We start from the raw sequence: 18,863 nt of genomic DNA, 5'->3' as shown, positions 1-18,863 counted from the left end.
CGATGGTACTGCGAAAGCGGGAGAGTAGGTCGCCGCCAGTTTTTTCAAAAGTCTCGTACATTTAGTTGTACGAGACTTTTTTTTGCTATATACTCTACACCCTATAGACAATAATGTCAGACATTATTATAAAAGAATAGATACTAAACCATTAAAGATCTTCTATTCACCTCTTAAATCAAAATCTAAAATTTATCCCAAATGCTATCCACAAACCAATAATTGGTAATACGTGTACTTCAAACTTCTTATCAAAGACTCGAGATGATTCAGATTCATTCATAATCTAAAATTTATATTAAAGTTCCAATTTTTTTTACTCCCAATTCCCAGATAATAATGGCTACTGAGTAAAAAGCTCTAGCAAGTTGATGGATTTAGGATTTAGCGTTAATAAGAAATATGTAGAATTAGTAAATAGGCAAAAACAGATCGTAATTTAATTTCTAATTATTGTGATATATTTGCTGTAATAATTATCCTGAATAAATTTGATGCATGTTTTTAGGTCTAAAGATTTCTTTTTTAAGAAAAATAAGTTTTTTAATGTATCCTATAATTGTATTACAAAGCTGTAATAACAAGAAGGAGTATAAATATGTAGAAAAGGTGAGAAATTCTAAAGAGACCAAATTTACGTATGTAACAAAAACTTTCTATTCCGATAACGATACGTTAGCATACATTGAAGCGTACAGAAAATTTAAAGCAGCTGAAAAAGTGAGTAGTTTTTCTAAAAATAAACTCAGAGATAGGTATATTACACCTATTGATTTTAATTTGTTTAGAAATGATTCTAATCTTACAAATATATATTTTAAATCAAGAAATGAGCAAGTAGCAAAAGTAGATAGTGAATTTAAAAGATTTGAAAATTCTCCATCTAGAAAACTGGCTGCGGATGAAATTACAAGACTTAAAGAACAATTTGATTATAAAAAATTAGATAAAAAATCAGATTTATATCTTCAAAAAAACCAAGATTGGGATAAAGATGTACCACTCTATGGTTACATTACAGTCCAAAATGATTGCTTAAAAAGTTTTAGACTAAGGTTTTAAAGGTACAATTGATGATTTAATTTTACCATACGAATGCAATGTTATTATCAATGGAAAAAGGTTTGAAATTAATCATTATAATCTTACAGGCAGTATAAATTCTAATAAGGAGGGTTTTGACGATGACATTAGTGAAAACCAGAATTGATTTTGGCTCTTAATAAAGCTAAATCTATGGAAATCGAAATGAAAGGGAAAATACTTTCAACCCGTGAAAAAATTTCTGAAATGCATATTGAAAGGCTTAAAGAAATTGTTTCAAGTTATTTAAGCTTAACAAGAATTTAGTTTAACAAGATTAAGAAGTTGTTCGCAAAGACTTTTCTTCAAACAATTGAAAGTGAAATTTTATATTAGCAATATTCTTGCAAGTTGCATATTTAAAAAGGAAAAATCCGATTATCATTCCGAGAGTATTTAGGAAAATATCATCAATGTCTGCAATTCCACGACCGGTAATATACTGAAGAGTTTCAACAGAAGTTATGATTAATAAGAAATAGAAACTCGTCGGAATAAATTTATTAAACTTCTTTAAACATAATCCTAACCAACCGAATGGACTAAAAACAAATATATTTCCGATAATATTGACTAAAAAGTCTTCGTTGTTAATTTTTGTATCTGTAAAGAATTTTTGAATGGTCATGAAAGGCTCCATTTGAATGTAAGAAACATCTGAAGCTTCTCTTCCTGATCCAAAAAACATCATATAAAGCAAAAAAATGGTGTAAACTGTAATAAATACTGCAAAATATCTTTTCATAGGTTTCCTTTTTGAGGGATTAGTAATAAAAGAGAGTTTTGCAGGTTTAGTTTTAAGTTTTTATAACATCAAATATCTGACCTTTAGTATACACTTTAAAAGACTTTATAATTCTTTAATACTATTTAACATAATATAAAAAGCCTCACTATAAAGTAAGGCTCATTCGTTTTAATATAGAGATCTAATTAAACTTGAATCACTCCCAAGTTAAATTTTTCGGTAATCGGAGAATGATTTGCTGCTTCAATTCCCATAGAAATCCATTTTCTGGTGTCTACAGGATTGATGATAGCATCGGTCCACAATCTTGAAGCTGCATAAGTTGCTTCTGTTTGTTTTTGATATTTTTTTGTAATCGTATCTAAAATTTCCTGATGCTCTTCTTCGGTAATTACTTTGCCTTGCTTTTTCAAAGTAGATTCCTGAATTTGTGCTAAAACTTTCGCAGCCTGAGTTCCGCCCATAACTGCTAAATCTGCCCATGGCCAAGCTACAATTAATCTTGGATCATAAGCTTTTCCGCACATTGCATAATTTCCTGCTCCGTAAGAATTTCCTGTGATAATCGTAAATTTAGGAACCACAGAATTGGAAACAGCGTTGACCATTTTTGCTCCATCTTTGATGATTCCACCGTGTTCTGATTTTGAACCCACCATAAATCCTGTCACATCCTGTAAAAATATCAAAGGAATTTTTCTTTGGTTACAGTTGGCAATAAATCTTGTCGCTTTATCAGCAGAATCAGAATAAATTACTCCACCAAACTGCATTTCACCTTTGCCGCTTTTTACCAATTTTCTTTGGTTAGCAACAATTCCTACAGACCAACCATCAACTCTCGCTGTCGCACAAATGATCGTTTTACCATAATCGGGTTTATATTCTTCAAATTCAGAATTATCGACGATACATTTAATGATTTCTAAAGTGTCATATTGCTCAGCTCTTGAAGCCGGCATAATTCCGAAAATATTTTCAGCTTTTTCTTTTGGAGGGAAACTTTCAATTCTGTCAAAACCTGCTTTTTCATAGCTTCCGACAGATTTCATAATATTTTTAATTCGGTCTAAAGCATCTTTATCATCTTTAGCTTTATAATCCGTAACTCCGGAAATCGAACAGTGAGTTGTTGCGCCGCCTAAAGTTTCGTTATCAATTGTTTCTCCAATTGCAGCTTTCACCAAATAACTTCCAGCCAGAAAAATAGAACCAGTTTTGTCGACAATCATCGCTTCGTCGCTCATAATCGGAAGATAAGCACCTCCTGCAACGCAACTTCCCATTACGGCTGAAATTTGGATAATTCCAGCAGCACTCATTTTAGCATTATTTCTAAAAATTCTACCGAACATTTCTTTATCAGGAAAAATTTCGTCCTGCATTGGAAGGTAAACTCCTGCAGAATCTACCAAATAAATAATTGGAAGCCTGTTTTCCATGGCGATTTCCTGAGCTCTCAGGTTTTTCTTTCCTGTGATAGGAAACCAAGCTCCGGCTTTTACAGAAGCATCATTGGCAACAACTAAACATTGTTTTCCCGAAACATAACCCATCATTACAACAACACCGCCACTTGGGCAACCACCGTGTTCTTCATACATTTCGTAGCCTGCAAAAGCACCAATTTCTATTGAATCTGAATCTTTATCAAGAAGATATTCTATTCTTTCTCTGGCTGTCATTTTCCCTTCGTCACGAAGCTTCTGAAGTCTTTTTTCGCCACCGCCTTTTTTAATTTCATTCAGCAAACGGTTGATTTCAGATAATCTTAACTTATTTTGATCTTCTCTTTTGTTAAATTCAATATCCATGAAATTCATATTTTAATCTGCCTAAAGATACTATTTTTAGATAAAGTAGTATAATAAGAAATTTATTTGTTTAAAGTTTTGGTTTTTAGTATTTTATGAATTTTTTAACGAAATTTATGTTTTTTTTGGTTCATATTTTGCTAACTTTACAATAGAGTAAATGAGACGAAAGTTTCTACTCTAAGTTCCTAGTTTATTTTTTTAATAGTTTATTATTTGAAGGCCCTGAAAGTTGCATAAACTTTCAGGGTTTTTGGATTTTGCAGGTTTAGTTATGATTTATTATCTCTAAAAATAATTGCCTTCGAGTATTGTTTTTTTTTAATTTAATGAAAAGCTATTCGTAATTTTGTATGTTTTAAATTTGATAGATCAACATGCAAAAATTAGCACTTTTCAGATTACATTTAATTGTCTTTCTATGGGGCTTTACAGCAATTTTAGGTAAACTGATTACGGCAAATGCTCAAATTCTGGTTTTTTACAGAATGCTTTTTGCCGCTGTTTTTCTATATATTTTTATCAGAATTTATAAAAAAGAAAGCATTCGCGTTCCAAAGAAATTGTTTTTTCAGTTAGCAGGAGTTGGACTTTTTATGGCGCTTCATTGGTATTGCTTTTTTTATTCCATTAAAGTTTCCAACGTTTCTATTGCGTTGAGTTGTCTTTCATTATCAACTTTATTTGCTTCAGTTTTGGAGCCTATAGTTTTTAAAAGAAAAATAGATGTTTCCGAAGTCATTATGGGAATCGTCATTGTAGCCTGTATTTTATTAATATTTAAAACAGAGTTTCAATATAAAGAAGGAATTTTCTACGGTATTTTGTGTGCGATTTTCGGAACAGTCTTCTCTGTTTTTAATGGAAAACTATTTGGAAAGACGAGTTCAGGAAATATTATTTTCTATGAAATTTTCTCCGGATGGTTTGTTTTAATGCTGTTTTATCTGGTGACAGGACAAATCATGCAGATGAACGAAATAAATTATAAAGATTTGGCGTTAATAGGCTTATTGGCAAGTGTGTTTACAGCGTATCCGATGTTTGAATCTGTAAAGCTGATGAAATATATTTCGCCTTTCACGTTAATTTTAACAGTTAATTTAGAACCAGTTTACGGAATTATACTAGCTTTTTTTATCTTTGGAGAATCGGAAGAAATGAGTCCTGTATTTTATGGGGCATCTTTGGTAATGATTTTAGCAATTGTAGCCAACGCACTGATAAAAACTAGAAAACAAAAAAACATTAACTAAGCATCAATTATACATGATGAAAAAATATCTATTATTAATATTTTCCCTTTTATTTGGGCTTTCTCAATCTCAGATTATCAGAAAATATTCCAATGAATTTCTAAATATCGGAGCCGGAGCAAGAGGTATCGGTATGGGAGGTGCTGTCATTACCAGTCAGGATGATGTGTATTCTCCGATGTGGAATCCCGCCGGTTTGAACGGTATTACAAGAGATTGGCAAGGTGCGGCAATGCACGCAGAATATTTCGAATCTATCGCAAAATACGATTATCTAGCTTATGCAAAAGTTTTAGAAAACGGAGTTTTTGGAGTTTCTGTAGTTCGTTTAGGAGTTGATAACATTTTAAATACGACTCAGTTAATCGATACAGAAGGAAACATCGATTACGATAAAATTACAAAGTTCTCCCAATCTGATTATGCAGGAATTATTTCATACGCATTTAATCCAGGTGGAAATCCAAAACTAGATGTCGGTGTAAATGCAAAAATTGTTTACAGAAATGTAGGGAAATTTGCGAGCGGTTATGGTTTTGGTTTTGATGTCGGAGCAATTTATAAAGCTGACAATGGATGGAAATTCGGTGGAGTTCTTCGTGACGCCACTACAACGGTCAATTTTTGGAGTGTTAATCAAAAAGAATTGTCAACAATTGTAAACGGTGAAGAATTTAACCCAGCTCCAACAGATAAAATGGAATTAACGATGCCAAAATTAAATGCAGGTGCAAGTAAGTTATTTCAAATTAACAGTAGCTTATATGTTTTACCGGAAGCTGGAATTAATGTAGATTTTGCTAAAACTGCTGCACTTCTTTCAACAGATTTTGCAAGTATTACACCTTATGCAGGAGCCGAATTGGGGTATCAAAAAATGATTTTTGTAAGATTAGGTGTAAATAGATTTCAGTCGATTACAGATATTGAGGATCTTCAGAGAAAAGTTTCTTTTCAGCCAAGTGCAGGTATAGGAATTCGTTACAGAGGTTTAACACTTGATTACGCAATCAGTAATTCAGGAATCGGAGGTTCTAATTTTTATTCTAATTTCTTCTCATTAAAACTGGATATGGGAGAATTTAGAAATGACTAATTATTTTTAAATTATAAATTTTATGAAAAAGTTTTCAATCATTATATCGTCTTTTTGTGCGATGTTATCGTATGCACAGAAAGTTTCAGATTATAAATATATAGTTGTTCCAAGTGCGTTTGAAAGTTTTAAAAAAGAAAATTACGGTCTTACTGCTTTTTTAACCAATAAATTAAAATCAAAACAATACACTGTTATCTCTGAAAACAGAGGTCAATGGCCGGAAGAAGCCAATGCAAATCCGTGTAGTGTTTTGAATGCAGATGTGGTGAATGATAGTGGTTTTTTAAGAAATAAAATTGTTTTAGAGCTTAAAGATTGCAACAGTAAAGTCATTGTTTCTGAAAAAGGAAGTACTTCTATAAAAGAATTTGAAGAAGGTTTCAAAGATGCTTTGTCTAGAGCTTTGGTGAATATTCCTGTTTCTAAACCTGTGGAAAATTCAACTTTCACACAGCAAGTTCAAGTTACAACTGAAACGGTAAAGTCAACTCCTGAAAGTAGCGCTCCAAAATCTCAACTTTCCAAAGCCGAAAAGTATAGCAACGGCAAACTGAATCTTCAAAGAATTCAGATGGATGCCACTCAGTTTATTTTAGTTGATGGAAATAGCTCAGTTCCTTTTGCGACTTTCAAAGAAACGACTAAAAAAGATGTTTTCAGAGTGAAATTAGGTTCAGGAGAATCTACAACTGGTTATTTTGAAAACGGAAATTTAGTAATTGAAATTCCAAAAGGTAACGACGACTATTCTAAAGAAGTTTTCGCTCCTGTAAAATAAGCTTAAAATTTTTCGATAAAACATAAAAAAGCCTTACCCGATAATTTCAGGTAAGGCTTCCTTAAAATAAACCATAAAAAACTAAAACTAAGGCATTAATACCGTATCGATTACGTGTATTACACCATTTGATTGATTTACGTCGGCGATTGTAACTTTTGCTTTATTACCTTTCGCATCCGTCACATATAAATCTTTTCCTTTCGTCCAGAAAGTTAATTCTTCACCTTGAACTGTTTTCATCATTGCTTTACCGTTTCCTGCTTTTACTGCTGCCCAAACTTGTTTTGAGCTATAACTTCCAGGTAAAACGTGATACGTTAAAATCTTGGTAAGCATTGCTTTATTCTCAGGTTTCACTAAGCTTTCTACTGTTCCTGTAGGCAATTTTGCAAAAGCTGCATCTGTTGGAGCGAAAACTGTGAATGGGCCTTTACTTTGCAATGTTTCAACCAAACCTGCTGCTTTTACTGCGGCAACCAATGTTTTGTGGTCTTTAGAATTCATTGCGTTTTCAACAATATTTTTAGAAGGGTACATTGCTGCTCCACCTACCATTACTGTTTTTTCTTTCATTTGTTGTGCAGCTGCATTTCCACTGAATGCGAATGATAAAGCCACCATTCCGAATACTGCGATTTTTGATCTTGAGTTCATTTTCTTTAATTTTAAATTATTATTACTTGAGTGATCTTTAATTTTCTGTTCTTACCTTCATTTACGAAGAGCAGATTGTTTTAGATTTTAAAAAAAAGAATTTTAACATTAATTAACTGTTAATCAGTTTCTTATTTTTTTTAATGGTGATTTTTATTTGGGTTTTAAATTTCATTCGGTAATTACTATAATTAGACTGAAAAATAGACCTTAAATATTTTTGTGTTTGATAAAAGATTTGTTTTAAAAGTTTTCCAAAGAAAGATGTAATTATCATTTTGTTTTATTATATTTGAAATGAAAATTATTCACAATTAAAACAAAATATTCAGAGGACGAACTTATCATTTTGCTAAGGCAGCAAAGTGAGTCTGGTTTTCATCACTTGTATGATAACTATTCGGGCGCATTGTATGGTGTGATCCTAAGAATTGTGCAGTCTAAAGAATATACCGAAGAAATTATTCAGGATGTTTTTGTGAAAATCTGGAATTCCATTCATCAATATGATGCTACGAAAGGCAGATTTTATACTTGGATGATTAATATTGCGAGAAATACAGCAATCGATTATCTTAAATCTAAAAGTTTTCAAAATCAACTTAAAAACCAACCTCTTCCGGATTTCGTATATGAGAGTGCGGAACTTACAACATCCAATAATGCAGATTTTATTGGCTTTAATAAAGTGCTTGAAAGTTTGGAATCTGATAAGCAGGAACTCATTGATCTTGCCTATTATCAAGGATACACGCAGAGTGAAATATCAGAAAAGCTGAATATGCCTTTAGGTACTGTTAAAACCAAAATGCGTAATGCATTGATGAAATTAAAAGACTTGTTAAAAGATTATCAATAAATTGGATAGTAAAGAATACATATCATCCGGAATTCTAGAATCTTACATTCTAGGTCTTGCTTCTCCCGAGGAAGCAGGTATTTTGGAGTGTGTGATGAAGAATAATGCAGAAGTAAAAGCCGCTTTTGAAGAAGCGCAAAAAACTTTCGAGATGCTTGCAACAGCGCAAGCAGTAACGCCACCCAATGATTTAAAAGCAAAAATCTGGGATAAAATACAACTTGAACAAAAAGTTGTTGAAGAAAAACCTGTAGTTCCGATTAATAATGTTGAGCCAAAAGTGGAGATTCAACAGTCGATACCGGAAATCAGAATTGAAAAAAATAGAAATTGGAAAAACTATGCAGTAGCAGCATCAGTATTATTTTTGGTAAGTATTGGAGGAAATCTTTATTGGATGAACAGCCAAAAAGAAATTAAAAATGAAATTGCTGTTTTAAAATCTGAAAAGCAGTCTCATAACCTTGCAATGCAAAATTTAGAACAAAAATTGCAGGTTACTTCCAATCCGAATATGCTAAAAATTGTTTTGGCAGGTGTAGAAAAACACCCAAAATCAAATGCTGTGGTATATTGGGATAAAACTTCTAAAGATGTTTACCTGACTTCAAATAGCTTGCCAAAAGCTCCTGAAGGAATGCAATATCAACTTTGGGCAATCGCAGACGGAAAACCGGTAAGCGCAGGAATGTATTCTGATGAAAAAGATGCAAAAATAGCTCTTGCAAATATTCCAAATGCACAGGCTTTTGCTATTACTTTGGAAAAGGAGGGTGGAAGCGCAGTTCCTACAATGGAAAATATGTATGTAATGGGCGGAGTTTAATTTTTCCTTAAATAATAAATAAAAATCTCTTATCATTTCGATAAGAGATTTTTGTTTTACTCAGCATTGAAAAATTCCCAGATTACTTTTGCTTTAGATTTTCCTAAAATTTCTTCTAGCGTTTCAAGGTTAGATTCTTTAATTCTTTTAACTGATTTTAATTTAGATAAAAGAAGTTCAATTGTTTTTTCTCCAACTCCAGGAATTTCTTCCAGTTCAGATTTTATGGTTGAGTTTTTTCTTCTTGTTCGGTGATGTCTTACTCCGAAACGGTGAGCTTCGTCACGCACTTGTTGTAAAATCTTCAATGTTTCAGACTTTTTATCTAAATATAAAGGAATCGGATCTTCAGGAAAGAAAATTTCTTCCAGTCTTTTTGCAATTCCTACAATCGTTATTTTACCGTAAAGTCCGAGAAGTTTTAAACTCTTTACTGCGGAAGATAGTTGCCCTTTTCCTCCGTCAATCAGAATTAATTGAGGTAAACTTTCACCTTCTTCCAACATTCTTTTATAGCGTCTGAAAATTACTTCCTCCATTGTTTTAAAATCATCTGGTCCGACAACGGTTTTCGGATGAAAAATTCTATAATCAGCTTTGCTTGCTTTTCCGTTTTTGAAAACGACACACGCAGAAACAGGATTTGTTCCCTGAATATTTGAGTTGTCAAAACCTTCAATATGTCTTGGTTCTACAGGCATTCTCAATAGTTTTTGCATTTCAGCCATAATTCTGTTGGAATGTCTTTCCGGATCAACAATCTGTACCTGTTTTAATTTTTCAATTCTGTATTCTTTGGCATTTTTTTCTGAAAGTTCAACGATTCTTTTTTTGTCACCCATTTTCGGAACAATCAGTTTTACATTCGGAATCTCAAAACTCAAGTGAAAAGGAAGTAACACTTCTTTAGAATCAGAATCAAATTTCTGACGGATTTCAATTAAAGCTTCCTCCATAATTTCTTCATCGGTTTCCTCAAGCATTTTTTTAATTTCTGTGGTGAAACTTTGGATGATATTTCCGTTTCTGATTTTAAAATAGTTAACATAAGCTGCTGTTTCATCACTCGTCATTGCAAAAACGTCTACATCATCAATATCCGGATTCACAACGGTGTGCTTTACCTGATAATCTTCCAGAATATTCAGCCTTTCTTTGATCATTTGAGCATTTTCAAACTGAAGATTCGAAGCGTATTTCGTCATTTGATTAATCAGATATTCTTTTGCTCTACGGAAATCTCCTTTAATGATTCCGCGAATGGCATCTATTTTTTCATCATAATCTTCTTTGCTTTCTAAATCTTCACAAGGTCCTTCACAATTTTTAATGTGAAATTCTAAGCAGACTTTATATTTTCCTTCCTCAATTTTAGCCGGAGCTAAATTTAAATTGCAGGTACGAAGTTTATAAATATGTTTAATCGTATCTAATAAAATCTTTGCAGGACGTACTTTTGCGTAAGGTCCGTAGTATTCTGAACCGTCTTTTATTTTATTTCTCGTCAGAAAAATTCTCGGAAAATTTTCTTTTTTAATACAAATCCATGGATAGGTTTTGTCATCTTTCAACATCACATTATAGAAAGGCTGGTGTTCCTTTATCAGATTGTTTTCCAATAAAAGTGCATCGTATTCGCTGTTAACAATGGTAGTTTCCAAACGGTTGATTTTCCCAACCATAATTCTGGTGCGATAACCGGAAAGTGTTTTGTTGAAATAGGAAAGAACTCTTTTCTTCAGATTTTTTGCCTTTCCTACATACAGAAGATTCTCGTTTTTATCGTAATATCGATAAACGCCGGGTTCGGAAGGTAAAGTTTTAAGCTGTAATTCTAAAGAAGGATTCATAGAACAAATTTAAGCAATTTCAATGCACAAAAAAAGCTGCAGAACGTTCTACAGCTTTGAAATATTTTAAGATTAAATTTTATCCGTTGCTCATTTCAGTATATTCATTGACCAAAAAGCTGAAAAATCCCCATTCTACAGATTTTTTAGGATATTTTTTCATGAATTCTGCATTGTCACCAAATAAGAAATTATAATTGTCTTCAAAATCATCTTTATGAAGCCAAAGAACTTTCTCTCCTTTTTTTACATAAAACGATTTTGCAAGTCCGCCACCGAGCTGCATCCCAAATCCTACAGTCATACCCGAAGTTTCCTTTGCTCTCGGATCATTATAAACAGAAATAATTTCGCTGAATTCAGGATTTATAAGTTGCATTAAAAACTCTTTTTCGTCTTTTTTGTTTTTCAACGAAACGGTTTGGTTTACAAATTGAATTTGACCATCTGGCGTATTTTTACTCAGTTTTTTAGTGTTTAAGCTTCTTAAGTTAGTCATATGCTTTCCAACTTTCAAAATTTTCGCCAATTTCGTAGGGTAAATGTACATTTCGTTCACATTGTCTGCATTGAAAACCATCTTCTTTTTCGTAGCACTGTCTTTTATAGAAATTTCGTAAATCTGACCTTTTTTTGTTTCAATATTGTCACAATATCCTTTGTTGATAGTTCCGTCTTTTGAAATGATGGTTGAGATTTTTTTTGTTGATGGGCCAGGAAATCCTTCATTAAAAAGATATTGTTCCATTTTTTTTATTTGTTCTTTCGTGTATTTTACTTTTTCCTGTGCAAAAGTTGAAATGCTCACCAAAGAAAGAGCCAATAATAAAGCTTTAAATTTCATATAAACTAGTTTTTAATAGGCGATAAAAATAGTAAAATAATTGTCTCTTTATTAAAATATTTTATCATTGAAAGATGACTTTTTCAATATGCATCAAAATGTGTATTTTTAGGCAAATTTTTTAAAATGATTTACGGTATAGATACTTTCAGTTTTCATGATGTTTTGGAAATCTGCAAGAACCCCAATAAAGCTCAGTTAAGTAAAGAAGCGAAAGAACAGATTTTAAAATCTCAGGATAATGTGAGACAGATTGTAGAGTCAGACCGATGTGTTTATGGGATTAATACAGGATTCGGACCGCTTTGTGATACTAAAATTTCACCTGATGAAACTGCGCAATTACAATATAATTTAATTATTTCTCATGCAGTAGGAGTGGGGAAACCGATTGATAAAGAATTTTCAAAAATCATGATGATTGCGAAAGTTCATGCTTTGTCTAAAGGTTTTTCGGGGGTTTCTCTGGAAGTGATTGAGAGATTTATAGTGATGCTTGAAAATGACATCATTCCGGTAGTTCCTGAACAAGGTTCTGTAGGAGCTTCAGGGGATTTAGCGCCACTTTCACACTTGGTTTTGCCACTTTTAGGACTTGGACAAGTTTGGGTTGGAAACGAAATCTTCGAAACTGCTGAAATTTTAGAGAAAAACAATCTTGAGCCATTGGTTTTAGGTCCGAAAGAAGGTTTGGGATTAATCAACGGAACTCAGTTTATTTTGGCTCATGCAATAAAAGGTTTGGAGAAGTTTGAATATCTTTTAGATTTATCAGATATGACTGCGGCGATGAGTCTTGAAGCTTACCGAGGTTCTGCAAGTCCGTTTAAAAAAGAACTTCACGACATCAGACCATTTGAAGGAAGCAAAAAAGTGGCGGCAAGAATGCTTAAGTTTTTGAAAAATTCTGATAATCTTAAAGCTCACGAATATTGTGACAGAGTTCAGGATCCGTATTCAATGAGATGTGTTCCACAAGTTCACGGTGCAAGTAGAAATGCTTTTGAACACCTTAAAATAATGGCAGAAACGGAATTGAATTCTGTAACCGATAATCCAATTGTTTTAAGTGCTGAAGAATCAATTTCAGGAGGAAATTTCCATGGACAATTGATGGCAATGCCTTTAGATTATGCGACTTTGGCCGTTGCTGAACTAGGAAATATTTCAGACAGAAGAAGTTATTTATTATTAGAAGGAAAATATGGTTTGCCAAGATTGTTGACGGAAAGTTCAGGTTTAAATTCTGGATTTATGATTCCTCAATATACTTCTGCAGCATTGGTTACAGAAAATAAAACACTTTGTTTTCCGGCTTCAGCGGATTCTATTCCAACAAGTTTAGGTCAGGAAGATCACGTTTCGATGGGAAGTATTTCAGGAAGGAAATTCAATCAAGTTCTTGGAAATTTGGTGAATATTTTAGCGGTTGAATTGATGTTTGCTGCGCAAGGTTTAGAATTTAGAAGACCTGCAAAATGTTCAAAAATTATTGAAGAGAACTTTGCGATTCTTCGTTCTAAAGTTGATAAATTAGAAGATGATCGATTGATCGGAAAAGATATGTTGGCAATTGCTGAATTGATTAATGAGAGAAAATTTGTGGTGAATTTTTAAGATAAATAAGAATTTTCTTTTAGAAATTTTAATTCAATAGAGTCAGGCTTAAGCCTGACTTTTATTTTGTAATGTTAATTTGGCTTTAGCCAAATCTTAAATAAAAATCATCTACCATTTCTCAGTTAAATATTTCCAATACCGCTTCGGAACGTGTTGAATATGAAGTTTAGTATTCTTCCTTTCTTTAATATTGGTTTTTGTGAAATAACTTTGCCAAAGCGTTTGGTATTTTTTTTCTTCCTCGTGAAATTTTTGCTGATATTGGTTTAAATCTAACTTCTCATCAGGATAAAAGAATTCACAGTTTTCCAAGTCATAAAATAAACCATAATGTCTTCTCAAGTCATAAATCATCCATTTTTGATCAGCGTAGCGATCTTTAAAATGTTTTCTAATTAAAGGTAAAACATTAAAATCTGGATCTATTTTAGCAAAATAAATATCGTCCTGCAATTTTTCAAACCGCACAAAAGCTGTCATTCTGTGTCTTTCACGACTCACTGATTTACAGATTTTTGAAATTTTTAAAATATCATTATCTGCAAAATTCTGTAAAATATTTTCTTCAGGATGTTTTATCGATTGTTTTACTGCAGATAAAATGAGATTTTCCATTTCCGAATCTTCAGATAAAAAAACTTTCAACAATTGATTCATTCCAGATTTGCCGATATTCTGCTCCAATTTGTTTAAAACTCTTTCCGATTTTTCCTGTTGTGTAATTACCTCGTGAATCTCTGCAAACATATTTTCCTGCTGAAAATTTTCTCTGCTACAAATTTCCACATCTTGATAACGATATTCGAAAACTTCAAATATCGCAGTGAAAAGTCCGTCGAAACTTCCGTCATAGAGGAGAGTGGTCATTTGAGTTGGAGGGTTTGAGAGTCTTAGAGTTATAATAGTGTAATTGGTGAAAATATTTGTGAAACTTGTGTTTAAACTAAAACAAAGTCAACTGCTGAGAAAACTGATTTTGAAATTTAGACTGACTTCCGCCAATAATTAATTTTCGTAAATTTAAATCAGTTAGATGTCTTAAAAATATATTTCCGTAAGTGAAATCAATGAAATATTTTGCCCGGTTTACAGCAGCTCCCAATTTTTTAAGATGGTCAATATTTAAAACCTGAAATTTTCGTGCACTCACAATTTTCTGTGCAGTTTTTACACCAATTCCAGGAATTCTGAGAATCATTTTATAATCTGCAGTCTGCAAATTAACAGGAAATTGGTCAAGATGTCTCAAAGCCCAACTTAATTTCGGATCAACTTCCAGATCAAGAAAAGGCATATTAAAATCTAAAATTTCATCAGCTTTAAAACCATAAAAACGCATCAACCAATCTGACTGATATAAACGGTTTTCTCTTAAAACCGGAACTTCTGCAGTTATTGCAGGTAAACGATTATCAACTGTTACAGGAATATATCCAGAATAGTAAACCCGCTTCATTCCGTAATTTTTGTAGAAATGATCGGCAACTTTAATGATTTGTAAATCATTTTCGTTAGTTGCACCCACAATCATTTGAGTCGATTGTCCGGCTGGAGCAAATTTTGGAGTACTTCTGATGATTTTTTTCTCGTCTTTATATTGCTGAATTCCTTTCTGAACGACTCTCATCGGCTGAAGCATATCTTCACGATTTTTATCAGGAGCCAATAATTTCAGTCCGGATTCTGTAGGAATTTCAAGATTTACAGATAATCGATCAGCATAAAGTGCCGCTTCATTCATCAAATCATCACTCGCTCCGGGAATTGATTTTAAATGAATATAACCATTAAAATTATGTTCATTTCTCAGCTTTTTTGCAACACGAACCAAACGTTCCATTGTTGTATCTGCATCTTTGAAGATTCCTGAACTTAAAAATAAACCTTCAATGTAATTTCTTCTGTAAAAACTGATGGTTAAATCAACGACTTCTTCAACTGTGAAAGCAGCTCGTTTTATATCATTCGATTTTCTGGAAACACAATAAATACAATCGTAAATACAGTGATTAGTCAAAAGAATTTTTAGAAGAGAAACACAACGCCCATCTTCCGTATAAGTATGACAGATTCCACTTGCTGAACTGTCTCCTAAACCACCGTTATTCTTCCTTTTTCCACCGCTTGAAGAACATGAGACATCATACTTCGCAGCATCTGCAAGTATTTCAAGTTTCTCTTTTACACGGTCAAAATTCATTTTATAATGGGTTTAAATCAGATTGAAATATTTGTTTTTCAAAACAAAAGTAAGTCCAAAATTGAGAAAAGTCAGGGTTTTTAAAACAAACTTATCCACATATTTCCAAAGCAAATTTAGTATATTTACGGTCATTAATTTATGCGTGAAGTCGTAAACCTGCGATTTTAGATAGCTACAAAACTACTTATATGAATCATAAACCCGTTGAAGGTTTTTCCAAATTAACAAAACAGGGGAAAATCGATTGGCTTGTTAACGAATATCTTGAAGGAAACCAGGATTATCAAAATATATTGAATCAATATTGGAATGAAAATGCAGATTTACAGAAGCTTCATGATGAGTTTTCTGAAAACACGATTTCCAATTTTTATATGCCTTACGGAATAGCACCTAATTTTTTAATCAACGGAAAATTATTTGCTTTACCAATGGCGGTTGAAGAAAGTTCGGTAGTTGCGGCGGCTTCAAAAGCTGCTAAATTCTGGATTGATAAAGGTGGTTTTAAAACTACAATTATTAATACCGAAAAATTAGGACACACTCATTTTATCATTGACGTTGAATCTCACAAACTGCAGCATTTTTTTAATTTCAATTTAAAGAAAAAGCTGTTTGAAGCCACAGAAGCGATTACAGCCAATATGAGAAATCGTGGCGGAGGAATTTTAGATATAAAACTCGTCGACAAAACTTCTGAAATGCCGAATTATTACCAGCTTAAAGCAAGTTTTGATACGGTAGATTCAATGGGAGCGAATTTTATTAATTCTTGCCTGGAGCAATTCGGAAAAACATTGAAACAGGAAGTAGCAATTAGTGAAGATTTTACTCAGGAAGAGAAAAATTCTTTACAAATTGTAATGAATATTCTTTCCAATTTCACACCGGATTGTATCGTAAGAGCGGAAGTTTCTTGTAAAATAGAGGATTTAAAAGACGACAGCGGAATTTCAAATGAAGAATTTGCAAGAAAATTTAAACAGGCGGTTACGATTGCTGAAATTGAACCTTTCCGTGCAACGACTCACAATAAAGGAATTATGAACGGTGTCGATGCAGTTGTTATTGCGACAGGAAATGATTTCAGAGCAACCGAAGCTTGCGCACATGCTTACGCAGCGAGAAATGGAAAATATTCTTCTTTAACGCATTGTACAACAGATAATGGAATTTTCAGATTTTGGATCGATCTTCCGATTTCTGTAGGAGTTGTTGGTGGTTTAACGAATCTTCATCCTTTAGTAAAATTCTCTTTGGCACTTCTCGGAAAGCCTTCAGCTCAGGAATTGATGAGTATTTTGGCGGTTTCAGGACTGGCTCAGAATTTTGGAGCGCTTCGTTCTTTGGTGACAACGGGAATTCAGAAAGGTCACATGAAAATGCACTTGTTTAATATTTTAAATCAATTTGGAGCTACGGAAGAAGAAAAGCAACATTTTGTGACGTACTTTAAAGATAAAACGGTGAGTCATCATGAGGTGATTGCTGAATTAAATAAACTAAGAAGTATATAAATTTTGAAGAAAATATTTTTATTATCAGCAATTACCACGTTTGCGTTTGGATTTTCTCAACAAAATGTAAGCATTACAAATCTACAACCCAAAACAGAAATAAGCGTTTTTCCTTTAGTTTCTATTACAAATAACAAAAAAGCAGAAGAGAAAATTAATACTTTTCTGCAAGTTTCCCATCTGGAAAATATACCCAACTCAAAGAAAAATCCTTTTGTTTATACAGAGTCAGAAAAACTTATTTATGGAGAACCTACGCATTTTTATGAATGGAAAAAGCTAAACACTTCAAAAAACATTTTAAGTTTATCTATTTTGGGTGAATCTATTGATGGAACCCCCATAAAGTTTAATCTGTATAAAAATTTTGATGCGAGAACAGGAAATCTAATCAATAACACAGATTTATTTCAAGAAAATTCTGTTTCTACTGTCGAAAAGCTGATTGAAAGTAAAATTAAGAAAAAAATTGATGATTTTTTAAAAGAAATAACAGCTAAAAAAAATCCTGACAAAAACACCAAATTACAGATAGAAATTTACGAAACCTGTATCACAGACAACATTTTAATGTATTTGGATTACTATTTTGAGAATCAATCTATAACTTTTATGGCACCAAGATGTGCTAATAATTTACCAAATTTGGATATTTTGGACACATTTTACATTTCATTTTCCAACAAAGAATTGGAACCTTATTTTTCCGAATATGCCAAAAATTTGCTTTCGAATAATGAAAATGCTATTCCAACTAAAAATTTAAATTATAAATTATATAAAGGAAAAATAGAAGGTAAAAATCCTATCACCCTTCTTTTTAGTACAATTAATGAAGACGGTTCTTTTTCTGCTATTTATTGGACAGATGACGAAAAAAGATTAAATACTTGGGATGGAAATTTTACAGGAAATCATATCTCAATAATTGAAAAAGATTCATTTGATGTTAAAACAAGAAAATGGATTACTAAAAGCACTATCGAAATGGATCTGACACAAAATAAAATGTCTGGTACTTGGCAAGATTTTAAGACAAAAAAATATTTAAAAATAGAATTAGAAGAATTATAAAATGAAAACAATCACTCTCATCTTCGGAGCCGCTTTCGGAATGTTATCCGTTATTTTAGGTGCTTTCGGAGCACATGCTTTAAAGAAAATTTTATCTGTGGAAAGACTGGAAAGTTTTGAAACAGGAGTAAGATATCAAATGTATGCCGCATTCTTTTTGCTGATTGCTGGTTATATTTTAAAATTCGACACCTCATCTCAAAAATGGATTTCTATTTTGATGATTGCAGGAACAATGCTGTTTTCTTTCAGTATTTATGGATTGAGTTTACAGGATTATTTAGGAATAAATCTTAAATTCTTAGGCCCAATTACTCCACTTGGAGGATTGTTTATGATGCTAAGTTGGGGAATGCTTATTTTTTATTTTGCTAAAGCAAAACTACAATAGTTTACATACTAAAATTAAAAAATGAATTATCGGTTGGTATGGTTTTTTACGACACTGATTATTTCTTTTCTAAGTATTCAAAAAATGAATGCGCAAGAGAAGAAGAAATTCCTAAATGGAAATATTCTAACAGAAGTAAAAAGCATACAAAAACGTTTTTCTGATAGTATTAGTCAATATAATTACAAGGAGAATCCGGATTTATATAGTGAGAAATACAGAAGTTTTTACGGTGAAAAATAAA

Annotated in this window: 17 protein-coding genes; 10 read left to right on the top strand and 7 right to left on the bottom strand. The window is 32.3% G+C overall.

The genetic code is table 11. From position 1 onward, the window contains the following. Nucleotides 1-498 precede the first annotated feature (498 nt). Complete coding sequence (locus OF897_RS19575; protein WP_267267352.1) at nucleotides 499-1,062, top strand: hypothetical protein; 564 nt, start codon at nucleotides 499-501, stop codon at nucleotides 1,060-1,062. 298 nt (nucleotides 1,063-1,360) lie between these two features. On the opposite strand, the gene OF897_RS19570 is transcribed toward OF897_RS19575, so the two are convergent. Continuing rightward, complete coding sequence (locus OF897_RS19570; RefSeq protein WP_267267351.1) at nucleotides 1,361-1,828, bottom strand: VanZ family protein; 468 nt, start codon at nucleotides 1,826-1,828, stop codon at nucleotides 1,361-1,363. A gap of 188 nt (nucleotides 1,829-2,016) precedes the next feature. Continuing rightward, nucleotides 2,017-3,645 carry an acyl-CoA carboxylase subunit beta gene (locus OF897_RS19565; RefSeq protein WP_267267350.1) on the bottom strand — a complete coding sequence of 543 codons (1,629 nt, stop codon included), beginning with the start codon at nucleotides 3,643-3,645 and terminating at the stop codon, nucleotides 2,017-2,019. Nucleotides 3,646-4,022: 377 nt separating this feature from the next. Here OF897_RS19565 and OF897_RS19560 point away from each other — a divergent pair, with 377 nt between their 5' ends. From OF897_RS19560 to OF897_RS19550, 3 genes are read left to right on the top strand one after another with little or no spacing between them, the layout of a single operon-like run. After that, entirely contained in the window at nucleotides 4,023-4,901 is an 879-nt protein-coding gene (locus OF897_RS19560) for a DMT family transporter (protein WP_267267349.1), read from the top strand. A gap of 16 nt (nucleotides 4,902-4,917) precedes the next feature. Beyond that, entirely contained in the window at nucleotides 4,918-5,997 is a 1,080-nt protein-coding gene (locus OF897_RS19555; RefSeq protein WP_456064445.1) for a putative type IX sorting system protein PorV2, read from the top strand. 22 nt (nucleotides 5,998-6,019) lie between these two features. Beyond that, nucleotides 6,020-6,778: a hypothetical protein gene (locus OF897_RS19550; RefSeq protein ID WP_267267347.1), complete on the top strand. Its 759-nt coding sequence runs from the start codon at nucleotides 6,020-6,022 to the stop codon at nucleotides 6,776-6,778. Nucleotides 6,779-6,865: 87 nt separating this feature from the next. Here OF897_RS19550 and OF897_RS19545 read toward each other — a convergent pair whose 3' ends face one another. Then, entirely contained in the window at nucleotides 6,866-7,435 is a 570-nt protein-coding gene (locus tag OF897_RS19545; RefSeq protein ID WP_267267346.1) for a fasciclin domain-containing protein, read from the bottom strand. 349 nt (nucleotides 7,436-7,784) lie between these two features. On the opposite strand from OF897_RS19545, the gene OF897_RS19540 reads away from it, so the two are divergent. Together OF897_RS19540 and OF897_RS19535 are read left to right on the top strand one after the other, a co-directional pair. After that, nucleotides 7,785-8,294, top strand: a complete 510-nt coding sequence (locus OF897_RS19540) for an RNA polymerase sigma factor (RefSeq protein WP_267267345.1) — start codon at nucleotides 7,785-7,787, stop codon at nucleotides 8,292-8,294. Nucleotide 8,295: 1 nt separating this feature from the next. Further along, on the top strand, nucleotides 8,296-9,120 hold the full coding sequence (locus OF897_RS19535; RefSeq protein ID WP_267267344.1) for an anti-sigma factor: 825 nt from the start codon (nucleotides 8,296-8,298) through the stop codon (nucleotides 9,118-9,120). Nucleotides 9,121-9,176: 56 nt separating this feature from the next. On the opposite strand, the gene uvrC is transcribed toward OF897_RS19535, so the two are convergent. Continuing rightward, nucleotides 9,177-10,970: an excinuclease ABC subunit UvrC gene (gene uvrC / locus OF897_RS19530; protein ID WP_267267343.1), complete on the bottom strand. Its 1,794-nt coding sequence runs from the start codon at nucleotides 10,968-10,970 to the stop codon at nucleotides 9,177-9,179. 79 nt (nucleotides 10,971-11,049) lie between these two features. Then, nucleotides 11,050-11,814 (bottom strand): hypothetical protein, encoded by a 765-nt coding sequence (locus OF897_RS19525; protein WP_267267342.1) that lies wholly within the window; start codon nucleotides 11,812-11,814, stop codon nucleotides 11,050-11,052. Nucleotides 11,815-11,940: 126 nt separating this feature from the next. Here OF897_RS19525 and hutH point away from each other — a divergent pair, with 126 nt between their 5' ends. Further along, a complete protein-coding gene (hutH, locus tag OF897_RS19520) occupies nucleotides 11,941-13,431 on the top strand; it encodes a histidine ammonia-lyase (RefSeq protein ID WP_267267341.1) in 1,491 nt (496 codons plus the stop codon). A 111-nt stretch (nucleotides 13,432-13,542) separates the two neighbouring features. Here the strand turns inward: hutH and OF897_RS19515 are convergent, their stop codons facing one another. Both OF897_RS19515 and OF897_RS19510 read right to left on the bottom strand, forming a co-directional pair. Further along, nucleotides 13,543-14,301 (bottom strand): TIGR03915 family putative DNA repair protein, encoded by a 759-nt coding sequence (locus tag OF897_RS19515; protein ID WP_267267340.1) that lies wholly within the window; start codon nucleotides 14,299-14,301, stop codon nucleotides 13,543-13,545. A 76-nt stretch (nucleotides 14,302-14,377) separates the two neighbouring features. Then, nucleotides 14,378-15,634, bottom strand: coding sequence for a putative DNA modification/repair radical SAM protein (locus OF897_RS19510; RefSeq protein WP_267267339.1), 1,257 nt, complete (start codon nucleotides 15,632-15,634; stop codon nucleotides 14,378-14,380). A gap of 191 nt (nucleotides 15,635-15,825) precedes the next feature. Between OF897_RS19510 and OF897_RS19505 the strand changes: the two genes are divergently transcribed. The 3 genes from OF897_RS19505 to OF897_RS19495 are packed head-to-tail and all read left to right on the top strand — an operon-like array spanning nucleotide 15,826 to nucleotide 18,619. Continuing rightward, complete coding sequence (locus OF897_RS19505) at nucleotides 15,826-17,154, top strand: hydroxymethylglutaryl-CoA reductase, degradative (RefSeq protein WP_267267338.1); 1,329 nt, start codon at nucleotides 15,826-15,828, stop codon at nucleotides 17,152-17,154. A gap of 3 nt (nucleotides 17,155-17,157) precedes the next feature. Further along, nucleotides 17,158-18,228, top strand: a complete 1,071-nt coding sequence (locus tag OF897_RS19500) for a hypothetical protein (protein ID WP_267267337.1) — start codon at nucleotides 17,158-17,160, stop codon at nucleotides 18,226-18,228. A gap of 1 nt (nucleotide 18,229) precedes the next feature. Next, a complete protein-coding gene (locus OF897_RS19495) occupies nucleotides 18,230-18,619 on the top strand; it encodes a DUF423 domain-containing protein (protein ID WP_267267336.1) in 390 nt (129 codons plus the stop codon). Nucleotides 18,620-18,863: the final 244 nt, after the last annotated feature.

Source organism: Chryseobacterium formosum (genome assembly GCF_026460885.1).
In the GTDB taxonomy this organism is placed as follows: Bacteria; Bacteroidota; Bacteroidia; order Flavobacteriales; family Weeksellaceae; genus Chryseobacterium; species Chryseobacterium formosus.
Note: the sequence above shows the minus strand (reverse complement) of the source record. Positions and strands in the feature narration are given on the sequence as shown.